Source organism: Chloroflexota bacterium (genome assembly GCA_020161265.1).
Taxonomy (GTDB): Bacteria; Chloroflexota; Chloroflexia; order Chloroflexales; family Herpetosiphonaceae; genus Herpetosiphon.
This window is the reverse complement of record JAIUOC010000003.1, coordinates 1-16,911: the sequence shown is the minus strand read 5'-3', so window position 1 is coordinate 16,911 and position 16,911 is coordinate 1. Positions and strand designations below refer to the sequence as shown.

Here is a 16,911-nt window from a genome sequence, read left to right as displayed (position 1 = left end):
TCCGATGAATGAGTTGCCATTACAGATCTTGGTGGTCGATGACGAGCCACGCTTAAGTGGCCAGTTGCGGTTGTTATTGGAAGGGCAAGGCTACAGCGTAACCACGGCGGTTGGGGGTGCTGCGGGCATTGCCACGCTCCAAGCAAGCGACGTTGATGTCGTGCTGACTGATGTCACCATGCCTGATGTTGATGGCTATACGGTGTTGCAATGGGTGCGCGAGAATCGCCCAGACATGCCGATTATCGTCATGACTGGCTATGGTTCGCTGGAAAGTGCCACCCGTGCGCTGCGCTTAGGGGCTTACGATTATATTTTGAAGCCCTTTTCGTTGCCAACGGTGCAAGCAGCCTTGAATCGAGCTTCGGCGGCGGTTTCCAAGCGACGGGCTGATGGTCAGCGCACCGCCGAGCTTTCAGCAATTGCCGCAATCGCTCGCCAAATGGGGCGTTCGCTGGAGCCAGTTGCGATGGCTGATGCCACCTTGAGCGCAATCGCCGAATCAACTGGCGCACAAGTGGCCTTGCTCTACACCGCCGCTGAAAATGGCATGCGCTGGCATTTATGGCGACACGTTGGCCTGAATGAGCAACTTATTCAACAATTAGCCGAATTATTTCCGCCCAGCCCGCTGAGCAAAGCCACGATCGTTTGGGAAGATCGTCCACCATGGCTGGCCGAACTGCCCTATGAATTGCTGCAAAGTCTGTGTAGTAGCGTTGGGGGCAAAGTCGCTTGGGGCGCATTGCCACTCGATGCCGGGCCACAAGCGCTTATGTCGCTGGTCTTGGTTGGCTCAAGCCGCAAAACTCAAGCTTGGTCGCCACCATTTCTCATTTCGTTGGGCAATGCCTTGAGCATGGCCTTGGTCAATACGCGCTTGTTCAATGCAGTCCGCGAGGAACGCGACCGCTTGCGCTTGCTCTATGGCATCAGCCGCGAGTTGGCTAGCTCGCTTGACCCCGATCAATTGCTTTCGCGAATTATTCAACACACGGTGGCAGCAGTCAACGCTGAACGTGGTAGCATCATCATTTCATCGCAAGATGGCCGCACGACCCAGCGGATCGTTGCGCGTTATGGCATGGATCAATCGGTGACTGAATCGGTAGCAGCGGCGCTGTTGCAAGCCGGGCTTTCGGGCTGGGTTTTTCGCCAGCGCGAAGCAGCGCGAATTGCCGATGTGCGGGTTGATAAACGCTGGGTTGAATTGCCCTCAACTCGTGGTCGAGTACGTTCGGCCTTGGCCGTGCCCTTGTTGCGCGAAGATCAAGTGCTTGGCGTGATGACCTTAACGCACCCACGCATCGACCATTTTAGTGCTGCCGATTTGGAATTGGTGCGCTCGGTTTCGGCTCAAGCAGCTGTCGCGATTGAAAATGCCAATTTGTTTGCCGAGCTAGAGCAGCGGGTATTCGATCTTGAGGGCTTAAATTCGACCAGCCGCGAATTGGCTAGCTCGCTTGACCCGCTGGAAGTAGCCCGCAAAGTGGCTTATCGCTGTGCCGAAATGCTCGATGCTTCGATGGTGGCATTGCTGCATGTCGATGATAAACAAGGCACGTTGCCCTTGGTTTCCTTGATTAACGGTCAAGAACAGCCATTGTTGAAGTTGGGGCCGATTAGCGCCGCTCTGAATGATCAAGAGCCGGTGCTGTTGACCTCGGCTGGCAGCCAAATTGAACTATTAGTCAATAACGAAGAACCCTTGGGCGAAAGCTGGATTGGCGTGCCCTTGATGTTAGGTGATGGGATCAATGGGTTGTTGATTGCCGCCGATGAGCGCCGTGATGCCTTTGATGCCTACGAGCGCCAATTGCTCACAGCCTTGGCAGGCCAAGCAGCAGTAGCGATGGAAAGTGCGCGGCTGTATGTCACAGCATCCGAGGAGCGCACGCTCTTGGCAGCAGTGATTGAATCGGTCAGCGACGGCATTTTGTTGACTGATGAAGGCCAAATTGTGGTGGCCAACCCAGCCGCCGGCGCGATCGCGGGCGTTTCCAATAGTCGCTTGGTCAATCAACCCTTGCTGACCTTCTTCCCGATGTTGGCAATGCTGGCCCGCCGCGAAGATCACGAAAGCAAAGAAATTGCCATCAGCAACCGCTATTATGCGGTTAATACTGCGCCATTGCAAAACAGCTCCTTGGGTGGCCAAGTGATCGTTTTGCAGGATATTACCCATTTCAAAGAGCTAGACCAAATCAAGAGTCGCTTTGTTTCGATGGTTTCGCACGACCTCAAGTCGCCGCTAACCGCAATTCAAGGCTATGCCCAATTGGTTGCCGACGGGCATATGGGCACGGTCAATGAGATGCAGCGCGATGCCTTGCAAGCAGTTGTGCGCAATACAGGCGCAATGACCGCCTTGATCAGCGATTTGCTCGATTTGGGCAAAATCGAAGCAGGCATTGGCATTTCGCCGCAAGAAACTGATTTGGCGGTGGTGTTGCGCGAAGTCATCGACGAGCTAAAACTGCGGGCCAAAATGGGTCAAATCAGCGTCCAGCCTGAAATTCCGCCCAGTTTGCCTTTGGTGGCCGATCCCTCGCGGATGCGCCAGGTGTTTACCAATATTCTCTCAAATGCAATCAAATACACACCAAGCGGCGGGCAGGTACAGATTCGTGCCAACAATGGTGATGCCAAGGTGCATGTACAAATTCAAGACAGCGGCTTGGGCATTCCCGAAGATTCTTTGCCGCATATTTTTGAGCGCTTCTATCGCGTCAAGCGTGATATTGATTCGCCAATTGAAGGGACTGGCCTCGGCTTAGCAATTACCAAAAGCATTGTCGATGAGCATGGCGGCACGATCGAGGTGCAAAGCGTGATCGGCGAAGGCACAACCTTCAACGTCTATCTCCCTCAACACAAATAAATTCAAACAGGGCAGCCCAAACTGCCCTGTTTTTTTATGAGCATCGCCCCTTTGATGCTCGCTTAAACCTTAAGGCAGCCCAGTTGTGGGTTGCTTAGCCTAAGGAGGAAGCTAGCAATGCGACAATTATTTGGATGTCTTTGCATCCTGATCGTGGTGCTGAGTTTCAGCTTTTCCCCTCGCCAGCCTGCCCAAGCAGCCCCACTGGTCGAATATCGCAACCCTGCCCCATATTCCAAAGCGGTCAACCCCACCAATACGATCGCGATTCGCTTAGGGCCAAGCTTGAGCAAAGCTGCGGTTGCAACGCTGGATTTCCAAGTTGTTGGCTCACGCAGCGGCTTGCATACAGGCGAGGTTGTGCTAGCCGACGATCAACGCACGGTTATTTTTAAGCCGACCAGTTCATTTGCGCTTGGCGAAACCGTGCGGGTATCGATCAAAAGCAACGATATTGCTGAACTTGATCAACAAACTTGGTCGTTTGAAGTGGTTGATCGTTTGGTCGAACAAACCGATCAGGCCAAGCGACTTCAAACCGAGCTTGCTAGCGATCGCGCCAATCAACCACAATCGGAGCCGCCGACTGGTGGGAAGCAAGCCCTGCGCACATTGCCATTTAATCTGCCACCATTAACCGTTACTTTAGCAATCAGTAACACGCCAGGCTATATTTTTGTTAGCCCATTTCGGTGGCAAAGTAATTACACGCCAAATCGCTATATTCTGATGGTTGATAACACTGGAACGCCGATCTATCATCAAGGCGGTGGGCCAGGCAATTTCTTGCTCGACTTTCGCAAAGTTGCCGAGAATCGGCTAACCTATTACGATAGCCTGACCTTCAGATACCATGTGTTAAACGAACATTATCAAGAAGTTGGGCGTTATCAAGCTGGGAATGGCTACCAAATCGATTACCATGAATTTTTGCTTCAGCCCAATGGGCATGCCATTTTTATGATTTACGCCAATATTCCCTATGATTTAAGCCCTTATGGCGGCGAAGCCAACGCCACCCTGACCGAATTGGTCTTGCAAGAGTTGGATACAACAGGCAATGTCGTATTCCAATGGCGTTCAATCGAGCATATTCCAGTTTATGATACCAGCCATAGCCTGCTCGGCACAGCTCCAGTCGATTATATTCATGGCAATGCAATTGACGTTGATAGCGATGGCAATTGGTTGATTTCTAGCCGCCATACCGATGAGATTACCAAAATCAATCGCCAAACAGGGGCGGTAATGTGGCGGTTTGGTGGCGAGGGCAATCAATTTCAATTTCTAGAAAATAGCCCACGGTTTTTCCACCAGCACGATATTCGACGCTTGGAAAACGGTAATCTGCTGCTCTATAATAATTGGAACAGCCTGCCGCCAGCCGCCGATGCCTTCTCGATGGCAATGGAATATCAGCTTGATGAAACCCGTAAAACCGCCCGTTTAGTCAAGAGTTTCCGCACAAATCCCGATCAGTATGGGATTGCCATGGGCAGTGCCCAGCGCCTTAGCAATGGCAATACCGGAGTTGGTTGGGGTAGCACCCGCCCACTGTATACTGAATTTAATTCACAAGGTGAGCCAGTCTTTGAGTTAACGGCGGCTGCACCAACAGTTAGTTATCGTGCGAAACGCTTCGAATGGGAGGGTGAGCCACTTTGGCCGCCAAGCTTAGTGCCCGAAAGCAACGGCAACACCACAACCCTCTACTATAGCTGGAATGGTGCAACCAAGGTGTCCGATTATCAGGTGTACACTGGAGCAACCACTGCAACTTTGAGTTTGCAAAATACCACCCCTAAAACTAGCTTTGAAACCAACACGCTAGTAACTAACAGTGACCATTGTTTTGCCCAAGTACGTGCCCGTGATAACCAAGGCACAGTCTTAGGTTCATCGCCAATCGCCTTCTTGGCGAGCGACACCTGTACGCCCAACCGCATGTATTTGCCAAACCTAACCACCGAATAAATTATTGGGTTGTTGGCGCGGCACTGCCTTGAGTAGTGCCGCGTATTTATTTTAATTTTTGGTATATGTGACAGCCGTTGACACAAGCTCTTGCTATAGCTAGAGCGGTTGATCTAGCGAGAGTATCAAATTGTGGATGATTTCCCCACGCTGCAACTCCACCGCCAAAGTTTGCTGAGTGCGTTTCGCGATGTGCTAGCCAAAGGCCTCGATACACTGCGAGCCTATGAATGGGTTAAACTCGCTCGTTGTGCCTATTATTTGCGTGATCCGCTGGCCTCAATGTATTTGCAGCAAGCAGCAACTCAGCAAGCTAGCCCGATTGAGTTTCAAATTGCTAGCTTAAATTTCTATCGGATGGCTGGCGACCAAGCGGCGGTGCAGGCTTGTTTTCGCAAGCTGCCAACCAAACCGGCTAGCTCCGGCCAATGGGCGCAAGCAACCTATCAATGGGCCTACTTTCAAGCGCTGTTTTGGCTGGGCGATGATCGCGAATGTATCCAGCGCTATCACCATGAAGCTTCGCTGCAAACGATCAGATTAGCCAAAATCCTGGCACAATTGGCCGAAGCCCGCTTAAATCGTAACGCCAGCCAAGCCTTGGTCGTAGCCCAACACCTCGCTGAGGCCATTCGCGAGGAGCGGCTTGAGCCATGGAGCAATCTACCGCTGAATCTGTGGGATTTGTATGAGCTTAGTTGTCAGATCCTCGACCCGCCGCTGAGCATCGATGCCGCCTTGATTCAAGCAACAGCTAGCCCAGCCCAACGTTTACTGGAGTTGTTGCAAGCACAGCAGATTATGGCGCTCGAATGGTCGGTCTATAACAACAATGATGAAGCTGATGAAGGCTACTGCCTCTATTATTTGGCCGATGGCACAACCAAACCACTCAGTGCAGGCTTTGCCAATCAAGAACTAGAACGTTTGGTTTGGGATGTGGTTAATTTCGATTGGAGCAGCGAATTCTCAGATCAACAGCCATATGGGGTTTATCGGCTGGACGTGCAACAGGCTCAAGTGGTGTATTTGGGCTTGGCCTATAGCAGTTATGAGTATGAAGATCTTCAAGCCTATGCCAACGATGAACCAAATGCCATTCCCTATCCTGTGGTTCAACACCCAGCCAACCCTGAATTATATGTGATGTATCTGCCAGAAGCACAACGCCAAACTGTCGATTTAGCGCGTTGGAATGGGAAGAAACGAGGATATTGATGTCGCATCCCTATTATCACGCTCGTAGCGCGGCCCAACGTTGGGGTGGTGTGTGGCAAGATTATTGGCCGATTGAACATTGGTTTGATAGCAGCAAAAGTTATTGCATCGACCCCCGCCATCGTATGCTGCTGCATCAGCCCTACGGTATCGAATTGTGCTTGGAAATTTTTGGCGAGCTTTGGCAACGCCCTTCCGATCACCAAACCGTGCCAACTGAGCTGATCGCCATCCAGCATATTCAAGAAGATTTTGCTGGCACTGTGCCCAGCCTTGAACAATGGTTTGCCCACACAGCCACGCCTGCTTGGCTACGCCCGAGCACAGCGATTGCCGCAATGTGTGTCGAACGCTTTGGCGGCAACCAAGCCGATTACCATAGCTTTGAAACCTGGTTCAATCGGCCACAGCGCTATGGCGATGACTCGCGCTATCAACTGTTGGTGTTGAATACATTCGCCGCATTTTTGTGCGAACAAACCTTGGGGATCGTTTGGCAACGTCCATCCGATGCCAAGCAAATTCCGACGCGAATTATTGCCGAGGCGATCATCAACCGAATATGCGGCGGCTATATTCCTGCACCGTTGGAAGTGCTGAAATTCACTCCAGTCAAGCCGTGGATGAGCCAAGGAGCCAAAGCGCTTTCGCGTCAATTTGCTGAAGCGCTGGGATAATGTTGGCTGACCCATTCGTGTAGCACCCGATGTAAGGCGGCAGCAGCAGGCGAGGGTTGGCGTTGGCTATGGCGGATCAGCCGCAACGTCCGTTGCAATCCGCCAGCATCGATCATCAAGGCATGCAAACCCATGCGCTGATCGATGGCTAATTGAGGCACAACCGCCACGCCCAAGCCTGCGGCAACCAAACTCACTACCGTATCCATCTCGCCACCATCGAGCACAATGCGCGGGGCAAAGCCAGCTTGTTCGCAAAGTTGCAAGGTATAATTGCGCAACTCGTAGCCCTGCGGGAACAAAATAAAGCCCTCATCGCGTAGCTCGTTGGCGGCAATGCTCTGGCGTTGGGCAAATCGATGTTGCAAACCAACCGCCACCACCAACGGCTCGCTCAGCAAAGTCGTGGATTCGACTCCATGCACCAAGGCCGAAACAATCGCCAAATCGACCACTCCAGCATTGAGCAATTCGACCAACTCGCTAGCTCCGGCCTCGTGCAATTCGAGCTGAATTCCGCGATAGCGCCGATTGAAGGCCGCTAAGGCTTGGGGAATGAGCCGTGTGCCAACGGTTGGTGTAACGCCCAACGAGACATGGCCCACCGTCAGATCAGCACGAGATTGTAAGGCATGGCGGGCTGCTTGAAGTTCGGTCAAGACCCGCCGCGCATAGGGCAACAGTAATTTGCCCGCATCGCTTAATTCAACCCCTCGGCCAACCCGATCAAACAAATGCACCCCTAGTTCTTGCTCAAGCGCCCGCAATGCTTTGCTCAGCGATGGTTGGGCAATGTGTTGTTCGTGAGCAGCCTTAGTCACATTGCCCAAGCGGGCCACCGCCTCAAAATAGCGCAATTGGCTTAATTCCATGGTTACTCCTCGATAATTGATAGCTCAAGGCTATGATTTCTAGAGCAATCATATCTTAGACGTAGCGATTTGTTAACGGTAGAGTGTTTAACAACAACAAAATTGCTTTGGCGCAATAAGGGGCAATAGTTGATTGGGCCAAGGCTTCACGCTACACAACGAGGTAGGCTATGCGGCAACATTACACAACTGATGTTTTGGTGATTGGCACAGGTGGGGCAGGTTTACGCGCAGCGATCGAACTGCATGATCAAGGCTTGCAGGTGTTGCTGGTGGGCAAACGCCCCAAAGCCGATGCGCATACGGTTTTGGCGGCTGGCGGCATCAATGCAGCACTGGCGACGGTCGACGTTGAAGATAATTGGGCGATTCACGCCGCCGATACCTTGCAAGAAGGCCGGATGCTGGGCGACCCGCGCATGGTCGAATTGCTCTGTCAACAAGCACCCAAGGCGATTGCAGAACTTGAGGCTTGGGGTATGCCCTTTGCTCGAACCAGTTCTGGCCTGATCGATCAGCGTTATTTTGGGGCGCATCGCTATCGACGCACCTGTTTTGTTGGCGATTACACTGGGCTTGAGATCATCAAAGCCTTGATCCGTGAAGTTGAGCGCCGCCAAATTCCGATTCTCGAACGTGCCTATATCAGCGATTTGCTGCACACAGGCAATCGGGTCAATGGGGCGTATGGCTTTTGGCTAGCCGACCAACGTGAGTTTGCGATCGAAAGCAAAGCCGTGATTTTGGCGACTGGCGGCCATATTCATAGTTATCAGCGTTCCTCGTCGCGGCGGCGCGAAAATACTGGCGATGGTATGGCTTTGGGATTGCAAGTTGGTGCGTACCTAGCTGATATGGAGCTGGTGCAATTCCATCCATCGGGCATGATCTTCCCGCATGAATTGGCCGGAACCTTGGTGACTGAAGCGGTACGCGGCGAGGGTGGGCGACTTTACAACCGCCATGGCGAACGTTTTATGCTGCGTTATGATGCTGAACGCATGGAGTTATCAACGCGTGATCGGGTGGCTTTGGCCAATTACACCGAAATTATTGAAGGCCGTGGCACTGAACATGGCGGGGTTTGGCTCGATATTAGTCATATTCCAGCCAGCTTAATCCACGAGCGCTTGCCACGTATGGTTGAACAGTTTCAGGCGGTTGGGGTGGATATTACCCGCGAAGCCATGCAAATTGCTCCCACCGCCCATTATTCGATGGGTGGCTTGCAGGTCGATCCTTTCAGCCATGCCACCAACATTGCTGGGTTATATGCGGCAGGCGAGGTTACGGCGGGCGTACACGGAGCCAATCGGCTAGGCGGCAATAGTTTGGCCGAAATACTGGTATTTGGGCGAATTGCAGGCCAGCATGCCGCCGAATATGTGCGCCAACACGGCGAACAAAGCTTGCACGAAGCCCAAATGCAAGCAGCCGCTGAGCGTTTGGCCTGGGCCAGCCAACAATCAGGAGCCTTCCAACGCAGCCTAATCGACCAATTGCAACAGCTCGTTTGGCATGGCGCTGGCGTGGTACGCACCGAACAAACGCTCGAAGCTAGCCTTGATCAACTGAATACGTTGCGCTTTCAAGCCCAGCAACGCTCGGTTGGTGCAGCCGATATCGCCGCAACTTTAGATTTACAATCGATGTTATTGACCGCAGAAGCGACAATTTTGGCGGCATTGATGCGCCCCGAAAGTCGTGGTGCACACCAACGCAGCGATTACCCCGCAACTGATCCGCTCTGGCAGCGCACAATCGTGATCAAGCCCTATCGTGATGAACACGAACGCTTGCGGCTGCAACTGGATACTCAATTAATTCCCACTGCCAGCGAGCAAGTCCAGTCGGCTTTCAATCATCAAGAATATAGTGTGGCAGGGCGTTTGGTTGAATAAGCGGGGATTGAGGATTAGTTGTTAGAAATCAGACATCCGCCAATAACGTAGAAGCGCAGAGGAATAATGGCTATGGGCATCGCATCATAAACTGATGAGAACAGCATAAGCCCATAGCCGCATTCCTACTCAGGATCATCAAAATCTAAAGGGTCGTCGATTGGGGGCACATAACTGAGACCTTCTTGGATTGCCTCCATCACGTCGTCGGTTTCACCTTCGCGTAAGTTTTCGCTAGTTAATTCATCAAGCGACTCGAAGGGTTCGCTCAAATCGGCATACGCTTCGGTTTCGCCTTGTTCAATGTCGGTCACAGTAAAATCTTGGGTTTGTTCAATTTCATCAGCATTGAAAACACCCAAAATATCACTTTCTTCATTGCGATATCCCGCTAACTCACGAAGTTCATCACGTAAATCGTCAGTCATCGTAAAACTCCTTTTATCGAGGGGCCAGCGACTAGGGGCTAGGGTTCAGGAATATCTTGTCAAGCAACACTAAACGCTAATCCCTGAGCCCTGACTCCTCGCCCCTGAATCCTCAATTACGGCTTGATACTCAGCGCCGACCACAACTTCTAAGGCTTGGGGCAGCACTTCAAACACAATTGGCTCATTGGTAATTAATTCGCCATCAGCGTTGAACCAAATCTCAGGATCAGAGATAACTTGCACTTTTTTGGCTCGCCGCAACTCGACCAACTCGCTATTTAGATAATTGCCATTGACCAATAAGCGTGCCGCCGCTCCTGCCAACTGCACAATCGAGCCATAATGCACAATCACTACATCGAGTAAGCCATCTTCGGGGTTGGCTAGCGGGGCAACTTGCACTCCTGCCGCAGCGGTTCGGCCATTGGCAATAATAATATTCAGCGCATCAACTTGCTCGGGGGCTTGATCATCGTATTGAATTGTCGTGCGATAGCTGGTCAAATCGGGCAAAACACCCAAGGCTCCCCGCAAATAGGCCAACGGCCCCCAAGCCGATTTGACTTCGCTGGATAAGGCTTCGTTGAGTTGGCCACTAAACCCGCCCGCCGATACATTCAAGGCATAATGCAATTCGCGCGGCGTGCGAATCTCGATTACGTCAAGCTTACGCCGTTCGCCAACCAAAATCAATTTCCAAGCTTCTAATGGATCGATTGGCAAAGCCAAAGTCCGTGCCAAATCGTTGCCAGTGCCCAGCGGAATGATGCCCAATGGAACCCGTCGTTCGGCTTCGAGCAAGCCTTTGACAACCTCGTTGATCGTGCCATCGCCGCCAGCCGCTACAACCAATTCAGCCCCATCGGCGACTGCTTGGCGGGCCAAACGCTCACCATCGCCAGCAGCATCGGTGGTCAAGATGCTCACGCCGCTCATTGGGGCAAGCGTTTCACGTAGCAATGCACCCTGCTCGGATGTGCCTGAGGCTGGATTCATAATTAGGCTAATCTTCAAAGTGGCCTCATCGCTCATGGCTCAATACTTTCATCTGGTTGGGCATAACGATCAAATAAGCGTACCGCAAACCAACTCACCGTCATCCATGGAATAACTTGCGTACCTGGAATCAAAGCCTCGACCACACTAACTCGGCGTAAACCTTGTAAATTGAAATGGCTCAGCACAATCCACGAAATTGGCGCGGCAAACACATCAAACGCCAAATCCAGCAGGTCAAGTACAATCACTAAGCTGAGCGGCACCCGCAGCATCGTTTCGCGATAGGAAGCGCCATCAGGCACATTTAGGCTTTTCAGGCGATACCAAATCAAGGCTAGGCCAGCCAAGCCCAAGCCACCAGCAATGGCGATTATCCAACCGACAATCCGAAAGAAGCTACTCCATTCCATGGTTAGTTCTCCGTGCTTGGCGCAATTGCCAAATGCCCATTCCGACCAGTCCAAGCATAATAAGCAAGAACGTGCCACGCTCAAAACGCACGCCAGTCGTTGGTTGCGCTTGATCAAGCCAGGCCAACGGCCAAACTAAACCTTGGCTCAACCACAGCACAATTTGGGTAAATGGCTGTTCAGGGTTGGCAGCAAACAACAGCAATACCAAACGGGCAATCAATAAACTTAATCCGCCGAGTAACAACCATTCGAGCCAATGTCGCCAACGTTGCATCACACACAGCCTTTCCCCCGAACCGCTGCTTAGCGCAAGGTTGAGGGCAAAATATTCAATTGATTACGATATTTGGCAATCGTGCGCCGCGCCACCTCAAAGCCACGTTCAGCCAACAATTCAACCAACTCTTGGTCGGTGAGTGGGCGCACTTCGTTTTGCACCAATTCTAACAGCACATCCTTAACATTCAACGAGGCTGTGAAAAAATGGCTAAATGGAATCACCGAGCGATTAGGCAGTTGCACATATTTGTTGGCAGTCGCACGACTCACAGTTGATTCGTGCACACCAATGCCATCAGCAACCTCGGCGCGGGTCATTGGCCGCAGAAATCGCACACCTTGGCGCAAGAAATCTTCTTGGGTTTCAATCAAAAATTCGCTAATTCGGCGGATGGTTTCACGGCGTTGGCGAATATTGGTCAGGAACATTTGAGCACGTGCTACATATTGACTAAGATGATCGCGCTCTTCCGAAGACATTTCAGCTTCAGCTTCGCGACCACGTTTAGCCAGCGATTGATACAGCGGATTAATTCGCAAGAAGCTACGATCTGACATCAGCACTTCGGCTTCGAGTTTGCCCTCGTTCTCGCGAATAATCACATCGGGCATAATATAGTTGGTGCGGGCTGAGCCTTCGCCACTGAGCGCCAACGGATAGGGGCGCAAATGTTCACGAATAAACTCGCGCACTTCAACCACATCATCGTATTCAGCATTGAGCGCCTGGGCAATTGCCCCATAGCGATGCTCTGCCAAATCATTCCAAAATTCGGTAATCACTCGCTCCACATAGGGGTGACGTACATCTTCTTCTTCTAAACGGCGCAACTGCAACAACAAACATTCTTGCACATCACGCGCCCCAACTCCAACTGGGGCAATATCTTGCAATTTGAGCAAAACCGCAATCACCCGTTCTTCGTCGATCGTCATGGTTGCAGCAATATCGGCAGTGTTAGCATCGAGAAAGCCTTGGTCGTCCAAACAGCCAACCAAATATTCAGCGATAAAATAATCTTGCTCGGGCAACGAAGCGCGTAAATCGCGTAGCAACACCTCGCTAAGTTGAGCGGGAGTCGCCACCATCATTAATGGATCAAATTCATCGTCTTCGCCAGCAGCGGTATAATCGCCACGTTCAGCCTCGGCCAAGCGCTGATCTTCGTGAACGCAGTATAAACAGAGCATCTCGATTAAGGGGCGGCCACAACGCGAGCAGGTTTCATCTGGCTCTAGGTCAACATTCTCTAAAGCGGGATTCTCCTCTAGCTCTTGTTGGATCAATTGTTGCAATTCGTGGGTTGAAAGCACCAGCATATTGTTAAGTGCAATCAAAGCGGGCGAGGCTTTGGTTGACATAGCTTGTTGTGCTAGCGCCTCCGGCGACATACCCATTCGAAATTCCATGGCGCAACCCCTCCATAGGTTGGTGCTTGGCCAACACCTGATGCTGGCAAACATGCGAATGCTATTGTTATTATACGGTAAACCATCGTAGAACGACTGCCTGTGGTACATACGTGGATCTTTAGAAGTAGCCAAGGAGGATAGCAATTTCTATGCCAACCGCAATTGTACGTCCGGTTAGTCCGGCGATTCAACAGTGTGAATTGACTCATCTTGAACGGCAGCCAATTGATTTTAGCCGCGCTCAAAGCCAACATGCCGGTTATTGCACCACACTGGCGGCCAACGGCTATCAGGTCGTCGAACTCAGTGTAGCCGAAGATTTGGCTGATTCGGTGTTTGTGGAAGACACGGCCTTGGTCTTTTCAGAGCTGGCGATCATCACGCGGCCTGGTGCTGCATCACGTCGCCCAGAGTTGGCAGCCATGGCCAGCGTATTGCAAAACTACCGCCAACTAGCATGGCTGAGCGAACCAGCCACCCTCGATGGCGGCGATGTAGTAGTTTTGGGCAAAACGATTTGGATTGGGCTTTCGAGCCGCAGCAATCAGGCAGCGGTCGAGCAGGTGCAGGCATTAACCGCCGCATTTGGCTATCGTGTCCAGGGGGTTGAATTAGGCCAATGTTTGCATCTGAAAACTGCTGTTTGTGCGGTTGATAGCAATACCGTCTTGCTCAACCCACTGTGGGTCGAACCGCGAATGTTTGCTGATTATCAGGTGATCGAAGTTGACCCGCGTGAGGAATTTGCGGCGAATGTGGTCCAACTGCACGATGGGCGCTTACTCTACGATCAGGCCTATTCGGCAACTGCTGAACGCTTACGCCAGCGGGGCTACCAATTAATTTTGGTCGATAACAGCGAGTTGACGAAGGCTGAGGGCGCGTTGACCTGTTGCAGCGTGCTGATTCACGAAACTGAGGGCTAAAACAACATCAGCGGGAACGGCAGTAGCCATTCCCGCTGATCGCTGGTGACAATTAGGCAGTTGCTTGAGCAACATTCACATCGAGCGGAATCCCAGGGCCCATGGTGCTGGTCAGGGTAATGCTCTTGATGTAAACACCTTTTGAACCACTTGGCTTAGCAGCCTTGATCGCATCCAACAACACTACCAAGTTTTCGCGGATTTGATCAGGGGTGAAGCTGATTTTGCCGATGGCAACGTGCAACAAACCAGTTTTATCGTTGCGGAATTCGACGCGACCGCCTTGCAAAGCCTTGATCGCTTGAGGCAAATCGCCAGGAGGCACAACCGTACCGCTCTTGGGGTTTGGCATCAAGCCACGGCGACCGAGAATCCGGCCTAAGCGACCGACCTTACCCATCATGTCGGGGGTAGCAACCGCTACGTCGAAATCGATGAAGTTTTCTTTTTCGATGCGTTGGATCAACTCATCGCCGCCAACGATTTCAGCGCCAGCATTGCGAGCGATGTTTTCGGTATCGCCTTGAGCGAAAACCAACACGCGCACGCTCTTACCGGTGCCGTGGGGCAACGAAGCAGTGCTCCGCACCGTTTGGTCGGCGTGGCGAGGATCGATACCCAAGCGCACGTGGACTTCAACGGTTGCATCAAAATTGGTGAACGAAGTTTCTTTGACCAAAGCCGCAGCTTCTTCGGGCGTGTACAAGCGATCTGCTTCTACTTTTGCCGCAGCAGCCAGGTATTTTTTACCGTGTTGCTTTGCCATGAACAATTAGCTCCTTGTGGTCTTTACGAAGCGTGAACTTCTGCCACAACATCTATAAGGATGAAGGATGAGGGATGAAGGATAAAAATCGTTCAGCCATCACTTCATAGCTTGGTTTCAATAATTTAATCGGCTGACTATGTAAAAATCAAAGGATGAAAACTAATTCATAATTCATCATTCATCCTTCATATTTTCACTTAGTCTTTGATCGCAATACCCATTGAGCGGGCGGTACCAGCAATAATTTTTTCGGCAGCTTCGATATCATTAGCGTTCAAATCAGGCATTTTGGTTTCAGCCAATTGGCGTAATTGAGCGCGGGTGATTGAGCCAGCCCCTTGGGTACCAGTTTTACCGCTACCACGCTGAATGCCAGCAGCCTTGCGCAATAAGTCGGCAGCAGGTGGGGTTTTGAGAATATAGGTGAAAGAGCGGTCTGAATAAACCGTAATTTCAACTGGAATAATTGTACCAACTTGAGCTGACGTTTTTTCGTTGTAATCTTTACAAAACGCCATAATGTTGATACCAGTTGCACCAAGTGCAGGACCAACGGGTGGTGCAGGCGTTGCTTTACCAGCAGGCAATTGCAACTTAACGACTGCGGTTACTTTCTTTGCCACAGAGGACTCCTTCGCGAACTAGGTGTCGCGGGTGTTTATTCTATAACGCGAATAACTTGTAAGAAATCAAGCTCAACCGGAGCTTCACGGCCAAAGAACGAGACAAGCACGCGCACGCGCCCACGTTCTTCGTCAATCTCATCGACCACACCTTCAAAGTCGGTGAAGGGGCCATCGGTAATTTTGACAGTTTGACCAATTTCGTAGTTGACCTTGACTTTGGGTGCTTCTTCTTCCATTTGCTTCAGAATAAAGCGAACTTCTTCATCGGCCAATGGTGATGGCTTAGTTCCCATGCCCACAAACGAAGTGACACCTGGTGTATTACGCACCACATACCACGAATCGTCGGTCATGGCCATTTGAACCAGCACATAGCCAGGAAACACCTTTTTTTGAACAGTCCGACGTTGCCCATTTTTGATTTCAATCTCTTCTTCGGTTGGCACGACCACACGGAAAATTTGATTCCGCATGTCCATCGATTCAATCCGATGACGGAGATTTTGCATCACTTTGTTTTCATAGCCTGAATAGGTATGAATAACATACCAATGGACACCTTCGGGAGTAGTGGATTTTTCTTCTTCGTTGTCAGACATTCTGAGCCTCGCAGTCGGCGGGTAATTATTGGATCAGCCGCACCAGCGTTTCAAATAGCAAGTCGAAGACTGCTAGAATCGACCCAACCAACAACGAAATGCCAATAACGACCAGCGTTAAGCGTTGAGTTTCCTCGCGGCTTGGCCAAACGACCTTACGCATTTCCGAAAACGCATCGCGGAAAAATTGGGCGATTGGATTCGGTTTGTAATCTTCTTTTTCTTCTGTTGCCACGGCCACCACAACCTCCTGATGAAATAGAAATGCTGCGGGGCGCTAGGCGCGACCGCGTGTGCGCAATTCTAATACTACTTCGTTTCGCGGTGCAACGTGCGTTTGCGCAAACGTGGGCAGTATTTCATCAATTCTAAACGATTTGTGTCGTTTTTGCGATTTTTGGTCGTTGTGTAGTTGCGATCGCCACACTCGGTACAAGCCAAAGTGATTACGATGCGGTTTTCTTTCTTTGCCATGAGAACCCTCTGTAGATGTAAATCAGGGCCAAACATAATAATGCGGGGTTGCCCCCGTTCGTCATACTTGGCCTGCTGATAACGCAGGTTGAGGCACAAACGCGATCAGACCAAATGGCTGATCGCGTTTGTGCTGATTCAAAGCAATAGTTTAGGCGATGATTTCGGTCACGATGCCAGCACCCACGGTGCGGCCACCTTCACGAATCGCAAACTTCAAGCCTTGTTCGATAGCTACCGGAACGATCAACTCCACCGTCATTTGGATGTTGTCGCCTGGCATCACCATTTCCACACCTTCGGGCAAGCCAATCGCACCGGTCACGTCCGTTGTCCGAACGTAGAACTGTGGGCGATAGCCACTGAAGAATGGGCTGTGGCGGCCACCTTCTTCTTTCTTCAACACGTAGACCTCGGCCTTGAACTTGGTGTGTGGTTTGATCGAGCCTGGTTTTGCCA

General features: G+C 51.3%; 18 protein-coding genes. 6 read left to right on the top strand and 12 right to left on the bottom strand.

Annotated features, from left to right (window positions below):
• The first annotated feature begins 4 nt into the window (after positions 1 to 4).
• From LCH85_07270 to LCH85_07255, 4 genes are all read left to right on the top strand, one after another.
• A complete protein-coding gene (locus tag LCH85_07270) occupies positions 5 to 2,881 on the top strand; it encodes a GAF domain-containing protein (protein MCA0351782.1) in 2,877 nt (958 codons plus the stop codon).
• A 117-nt stretch (positions 2,882 to 2,998) separates the two neighbouring features.
• Complete coding sequence (locus LCH85_07265) at positions 2,999 to 4,855, top strand: arylsulfotransferase family protein (protein MCA0351781.1); 1,857 nt, start codon at positions 2,999 to 3,001, stop codon at positions 4,853 to 4,855.
• A gap of 132 nt (positions 4,856 to 4,987) precedes the next feature.
• A complete protein-coding gene (locus tag LCH85_07260; protein ID MCA0351780.1) occupies positions 4,988 to 6,073 on the top strand; it encodes a hypothetical protein in 1,086 nt (361 codons plus the stop codon).
• Positions 6,073 to 6,750, top strand: coding sequence for a hypothetical protein (locus tag LCH85_07255; protein MCA0351779.1), 678 nt, complete (start codon positions 6,073 to 6,075; stop codon positions 6,748 to 6,750). The genes LCH85_07260 and LCH85_07255 overlap by 1 nt, the downstream gene beginning before the upstream one ends.
• Here LCH85_07255 and LCH85_07250 read toward each other — a convergent pair.
• Positions 6,726 to 7,622, bottom strand: a complete 897-nt coding sequence (locus LCH85_07250) for a LysR family transcriptional regulator (protein ID MCA0351778.1) — start codon at positions 7,620 to 7,622, stop codon at positions 6,726 to 6,728. The two genes, LCH85_07255 and LCH85_07250, sit on opposite strands and share 25 nt — an antisense overlap.
• Positions 7,623 to 7,792: 170 nt before the next feature.
• On the opposite strand from LCH85_07250, the gene LCH85_07245 reads away from it, so the two are divergent.
• Positions 7,793 to 9,523: an FAD-binding protein gene (locus LCH85_07245; GenBank protein ID MCA0351777.1), complete on the top strand. Its 1,731-nt coding sequence runs from the start codon at positions 7,793 to 7,795 to the stop codon at positions 9,521 to 9,523.
• Positions 9,524 to 9,648: 125 nt separating this feature from the next.
• Here the strand turns inward: LCH85_07245 and LCH85_07240 are convergent, their stop codons facing one another.
• From LCH85_07240 to rpoN, 5 genes are all read right to left on the bottom strand, one after another.
• Positions 9,649 to 9,951, bottom strand: a complete 303-nt coding sequence (locus tag LCH85_07240) for a hypothetical protein (protein MCA0351776.1) — start codon at positions 9,949 to 9,951, stop codon at positions 9,649 to 9,651.
• A gap of 69 nt (positions 9,952 to 10,020) precedes the next feature.
• Positions 10,021 to 10,986 (bottom strand): diacylglycerol kinase family lipid kinase, encoded by a 966-nt coding sequence (locus tag LCH85_07235; protein ID MCA0351775.1) that lies wholly within the window; start codon positions 10,984 to 10,986, stop codon positions 10,021 to 10,023.
• Positions 10,983 to 11,363 carry a hypothetical protein gene (locus LCH85_07230; GenBank protein ID MCA0351774.1) on the bottom strand — a complete coding sequence of 127 codons (381 nt, stop codon included), beginning with the start codon at positions 11,361 to 11,363 and terminating at the stop codon, positions 10,983 to 10,985. Before LCH85_07230 ends, LCH85_07235 begins: the two co-directional genes overlap by 4 nt.
• Positions 11,350 to 11,640, bottom strand: coding sequence for a hypothetical protein (locus LCH85_07225; protein ID MCA0351773.1), 291 nt, complete (start codon positions 11,638 to 11,640; stop codon positions 11,350 to 11,352). Before LCH85_07225 ends, LCH85_07230 begins: the two co-directional genes overlap by 14 nt.
• A gap of 29 nt (positions 11,641 to 11,669) precedes the next feature.
• Positions 11,670 to 13,055 carry an RNA polymerase factor sigma-54 gene (gene rpoN / locus LCH85_07220; GenBank protein MCA0351772.1) on the bottom strand — a complete coding sequence of 462 codons (1,386 nt, stop codon included), beginning with the start codon at positions 13,053 to 13,055 and terminating at the stop codon, positions 11,670 to 11,672.
• Between the two features lie 152 nt (positions 13,056 to 13,207).
• Here rpoN and LCH85_07215 point away from each other — a divergent pair, with 152 nt between their 5' ends.
• Positions 13,208 to 13,984 (top strand): dimethylargininase, encoded by a 777-nt coding sequence (locus LCH85_07215; GenBank protein ID MCA0351771.1) that lies wholly within the window; start codon positions 13,208 to 13,210, stop codon positions 13,982 to 13,984.
• 52 nt (positions 13,985 to 14,036) lie between these two features.
• Here LCH85_07215 and rplA read toward each other — a convergent pair whose 3' ends face one another.
• The 6 genes from rplA to tuf form a co-directional block, all read right to left on the bottom strand.
• Positions 14,037 to 14,750 (bottom strand): 50S ribosomal protein L1, encoded by a 714-nt coding sequence (rplA, locus tag LCH85_07210; GenBank protein MCA0351770.1) that lies wholly within the window; start codon positions 14,748 to 14,750, stop codon positions 14,037 to 14,039.
• A gap of 200 nt (positions 14,751 to 14,950) precedes the next feature.
• Positions 14,951 to 15,376, bottom strand: a complete 426-nt coding sequence (rplK, locus tag LCH85_07205) for a 50S ribosomal protein L11 (protein MCA0351769.1) — start codon at positions 15,374 to 15,376, stop codon at positions 14,951 to 14,953.
• Positions 15,377 to 15,411: 35 nt separating this feature from the next.
• Positions 15,412 to 15,978 carry a transcription termination/antitermination protein NusG gene (gene nusG / locus LCH85_07200; protein MCA0351768.1) on the bottom strand — a complete coding sequence of 189 codons (567 nt, stop codon included), beginning with the start codon at positions 15,976 to 15,978 and terminating at the stop codon, positions 15,412 to 15,414.
• A 25-nt stretch (positions 15,979 to 16,003) separates the two neighbouring features.
• Positions 16,004 to 16,219, bottom strand: coding sequence for a preprotein translocase subunit SecE (gene secE / locus LCH85_07195; GenBank protein ID MCA0351767.1), 216 nt, complete (start codon positions 16,217 to 16,219; stop codon positions 16,004 to 16,006).
• 68 nt (positions 16,220 to 16,287) lie between these two features.
• Positions 16,288 to 16,452 (bottom strand): 50S ribosomal protein L33, encoded by a 165-nt coding sequence (gene rpmG / locus LCH85_07190; GenBank protein ID MCA0351766.1) that lies wholly within the window; start codon positions 16,450 to 16,452, stop codon positions 16,288 to 16,290.
• A 151-nt stretch (positions 16,453 to 16,603) separates the two neighbouring features.
• Positions 16,604 to 16,911, bottom strand: a 308-nt coding sequence (gene tuf, locus LCH85_07185; GenBank protein ID MCA0351765.1) for an elongation factor Tu, incomplete at its 5' end; no start/stop codon positions are given.

Excerpts from the sequence above, each read along its gene's own strand:
- LCH85_07270 (MCA0351782.1), top strand. The coding sequence starts at position 5 with ATGAATGAGTTGCCATTACAGATCTTGGTGGTCGATGACGAGCCACGC.
- LCH85_07235 (MCA0351775.1), bottom strand. The coding sequence starts at position 10,986 with ATGAGCGATGAGGCCACTTTGAAGATTAGCCTAATTATGAATCCAGCC.
- LCH85_07215 (MCA0351771.1), top strand. The coding sequence starts at position 13,208 with ATGCCAACCGCAATTGTACGTCCGGTTAGTCCGGCGATTCAACAGTGT.
- nusG (MCA0351768.1), bottom strand. The coding sequence starts at position 15,978 with ATGTCTGACAACGAAGAAGAAAAATCCACTACTCCCGAAGGTGTCCAT.
- rpmG (MCA0351766.1), bottom strand. The coding sequence starts at position 16,452 with ATGGCAAAGAAAGAAAACCGCATCGTAATCACTTTGGCTTGTACCGAG.
- LCH85_07240 (MCA0351776.1), bottom strand. The coding sequence starts at position 9,951 with ATGACTGACGATTTACGTGATGAACTTCGTGAGTTAGCGGGATATCGC.
- LCH85_07225 (MCA0351773.1), bottom strand. The coding sequence starts at position 11,640 with ATGCAACGTTGGCGACATTGGCTCGAATGGTTGTTACTCGGCGGATTA.
- LCH85_07245 (MCA0351777.1), top strand. The coding sequence starts at position 7,793 with ATGCGGCAACATTACACAACTGATGTTTTGGTGATTGGCACAGGTGGG.
- LCH85_07265 (MCA0351781.1), top strand. The coding sequence starts at position 2,999 with ATGCGACAATTATTTGGATGTCTTTGCATCCTGATCGTGGTGCTGAGT.
- LCH85_07230 (MCA0351774.1), bottom strand. The coding sequence starts at position 11,363 with ATGGAATGGAGTAGCTTCTTTCGGATTGTCGGTTGGATAATCGCCATT.
- rplA (MCA0351770.1), bottom strand. The coding sequence starts at position 14,750 with ATGGCAAAGCAACACGGTAAAAAATACCTGGCTGCTGCGGCAAAAGTA.
- LCH85_07255 (MCA0351779.1), top strand. The coding sequence starts at position 6,073 with ATGTCGCATCCCTATTATCACGCTCGTAGCGCGGCCCAACGTTGGGGT.
- LCH85_07250 (MCA0351778.1), bottom strand. The coding sequence starts at position 7,622 with ATGGAATTAAGCCAATTGCGCTATTTTGAGGCGGTGGCCCGCTTGGGC.
- rpoN (MCA0351772.1), bottom strand. The coding sequence starts at position 13,055 with ATGGAATTTCGAATGGGTATGTCGCCGGAGGCGCTAGCACAACAAGCT.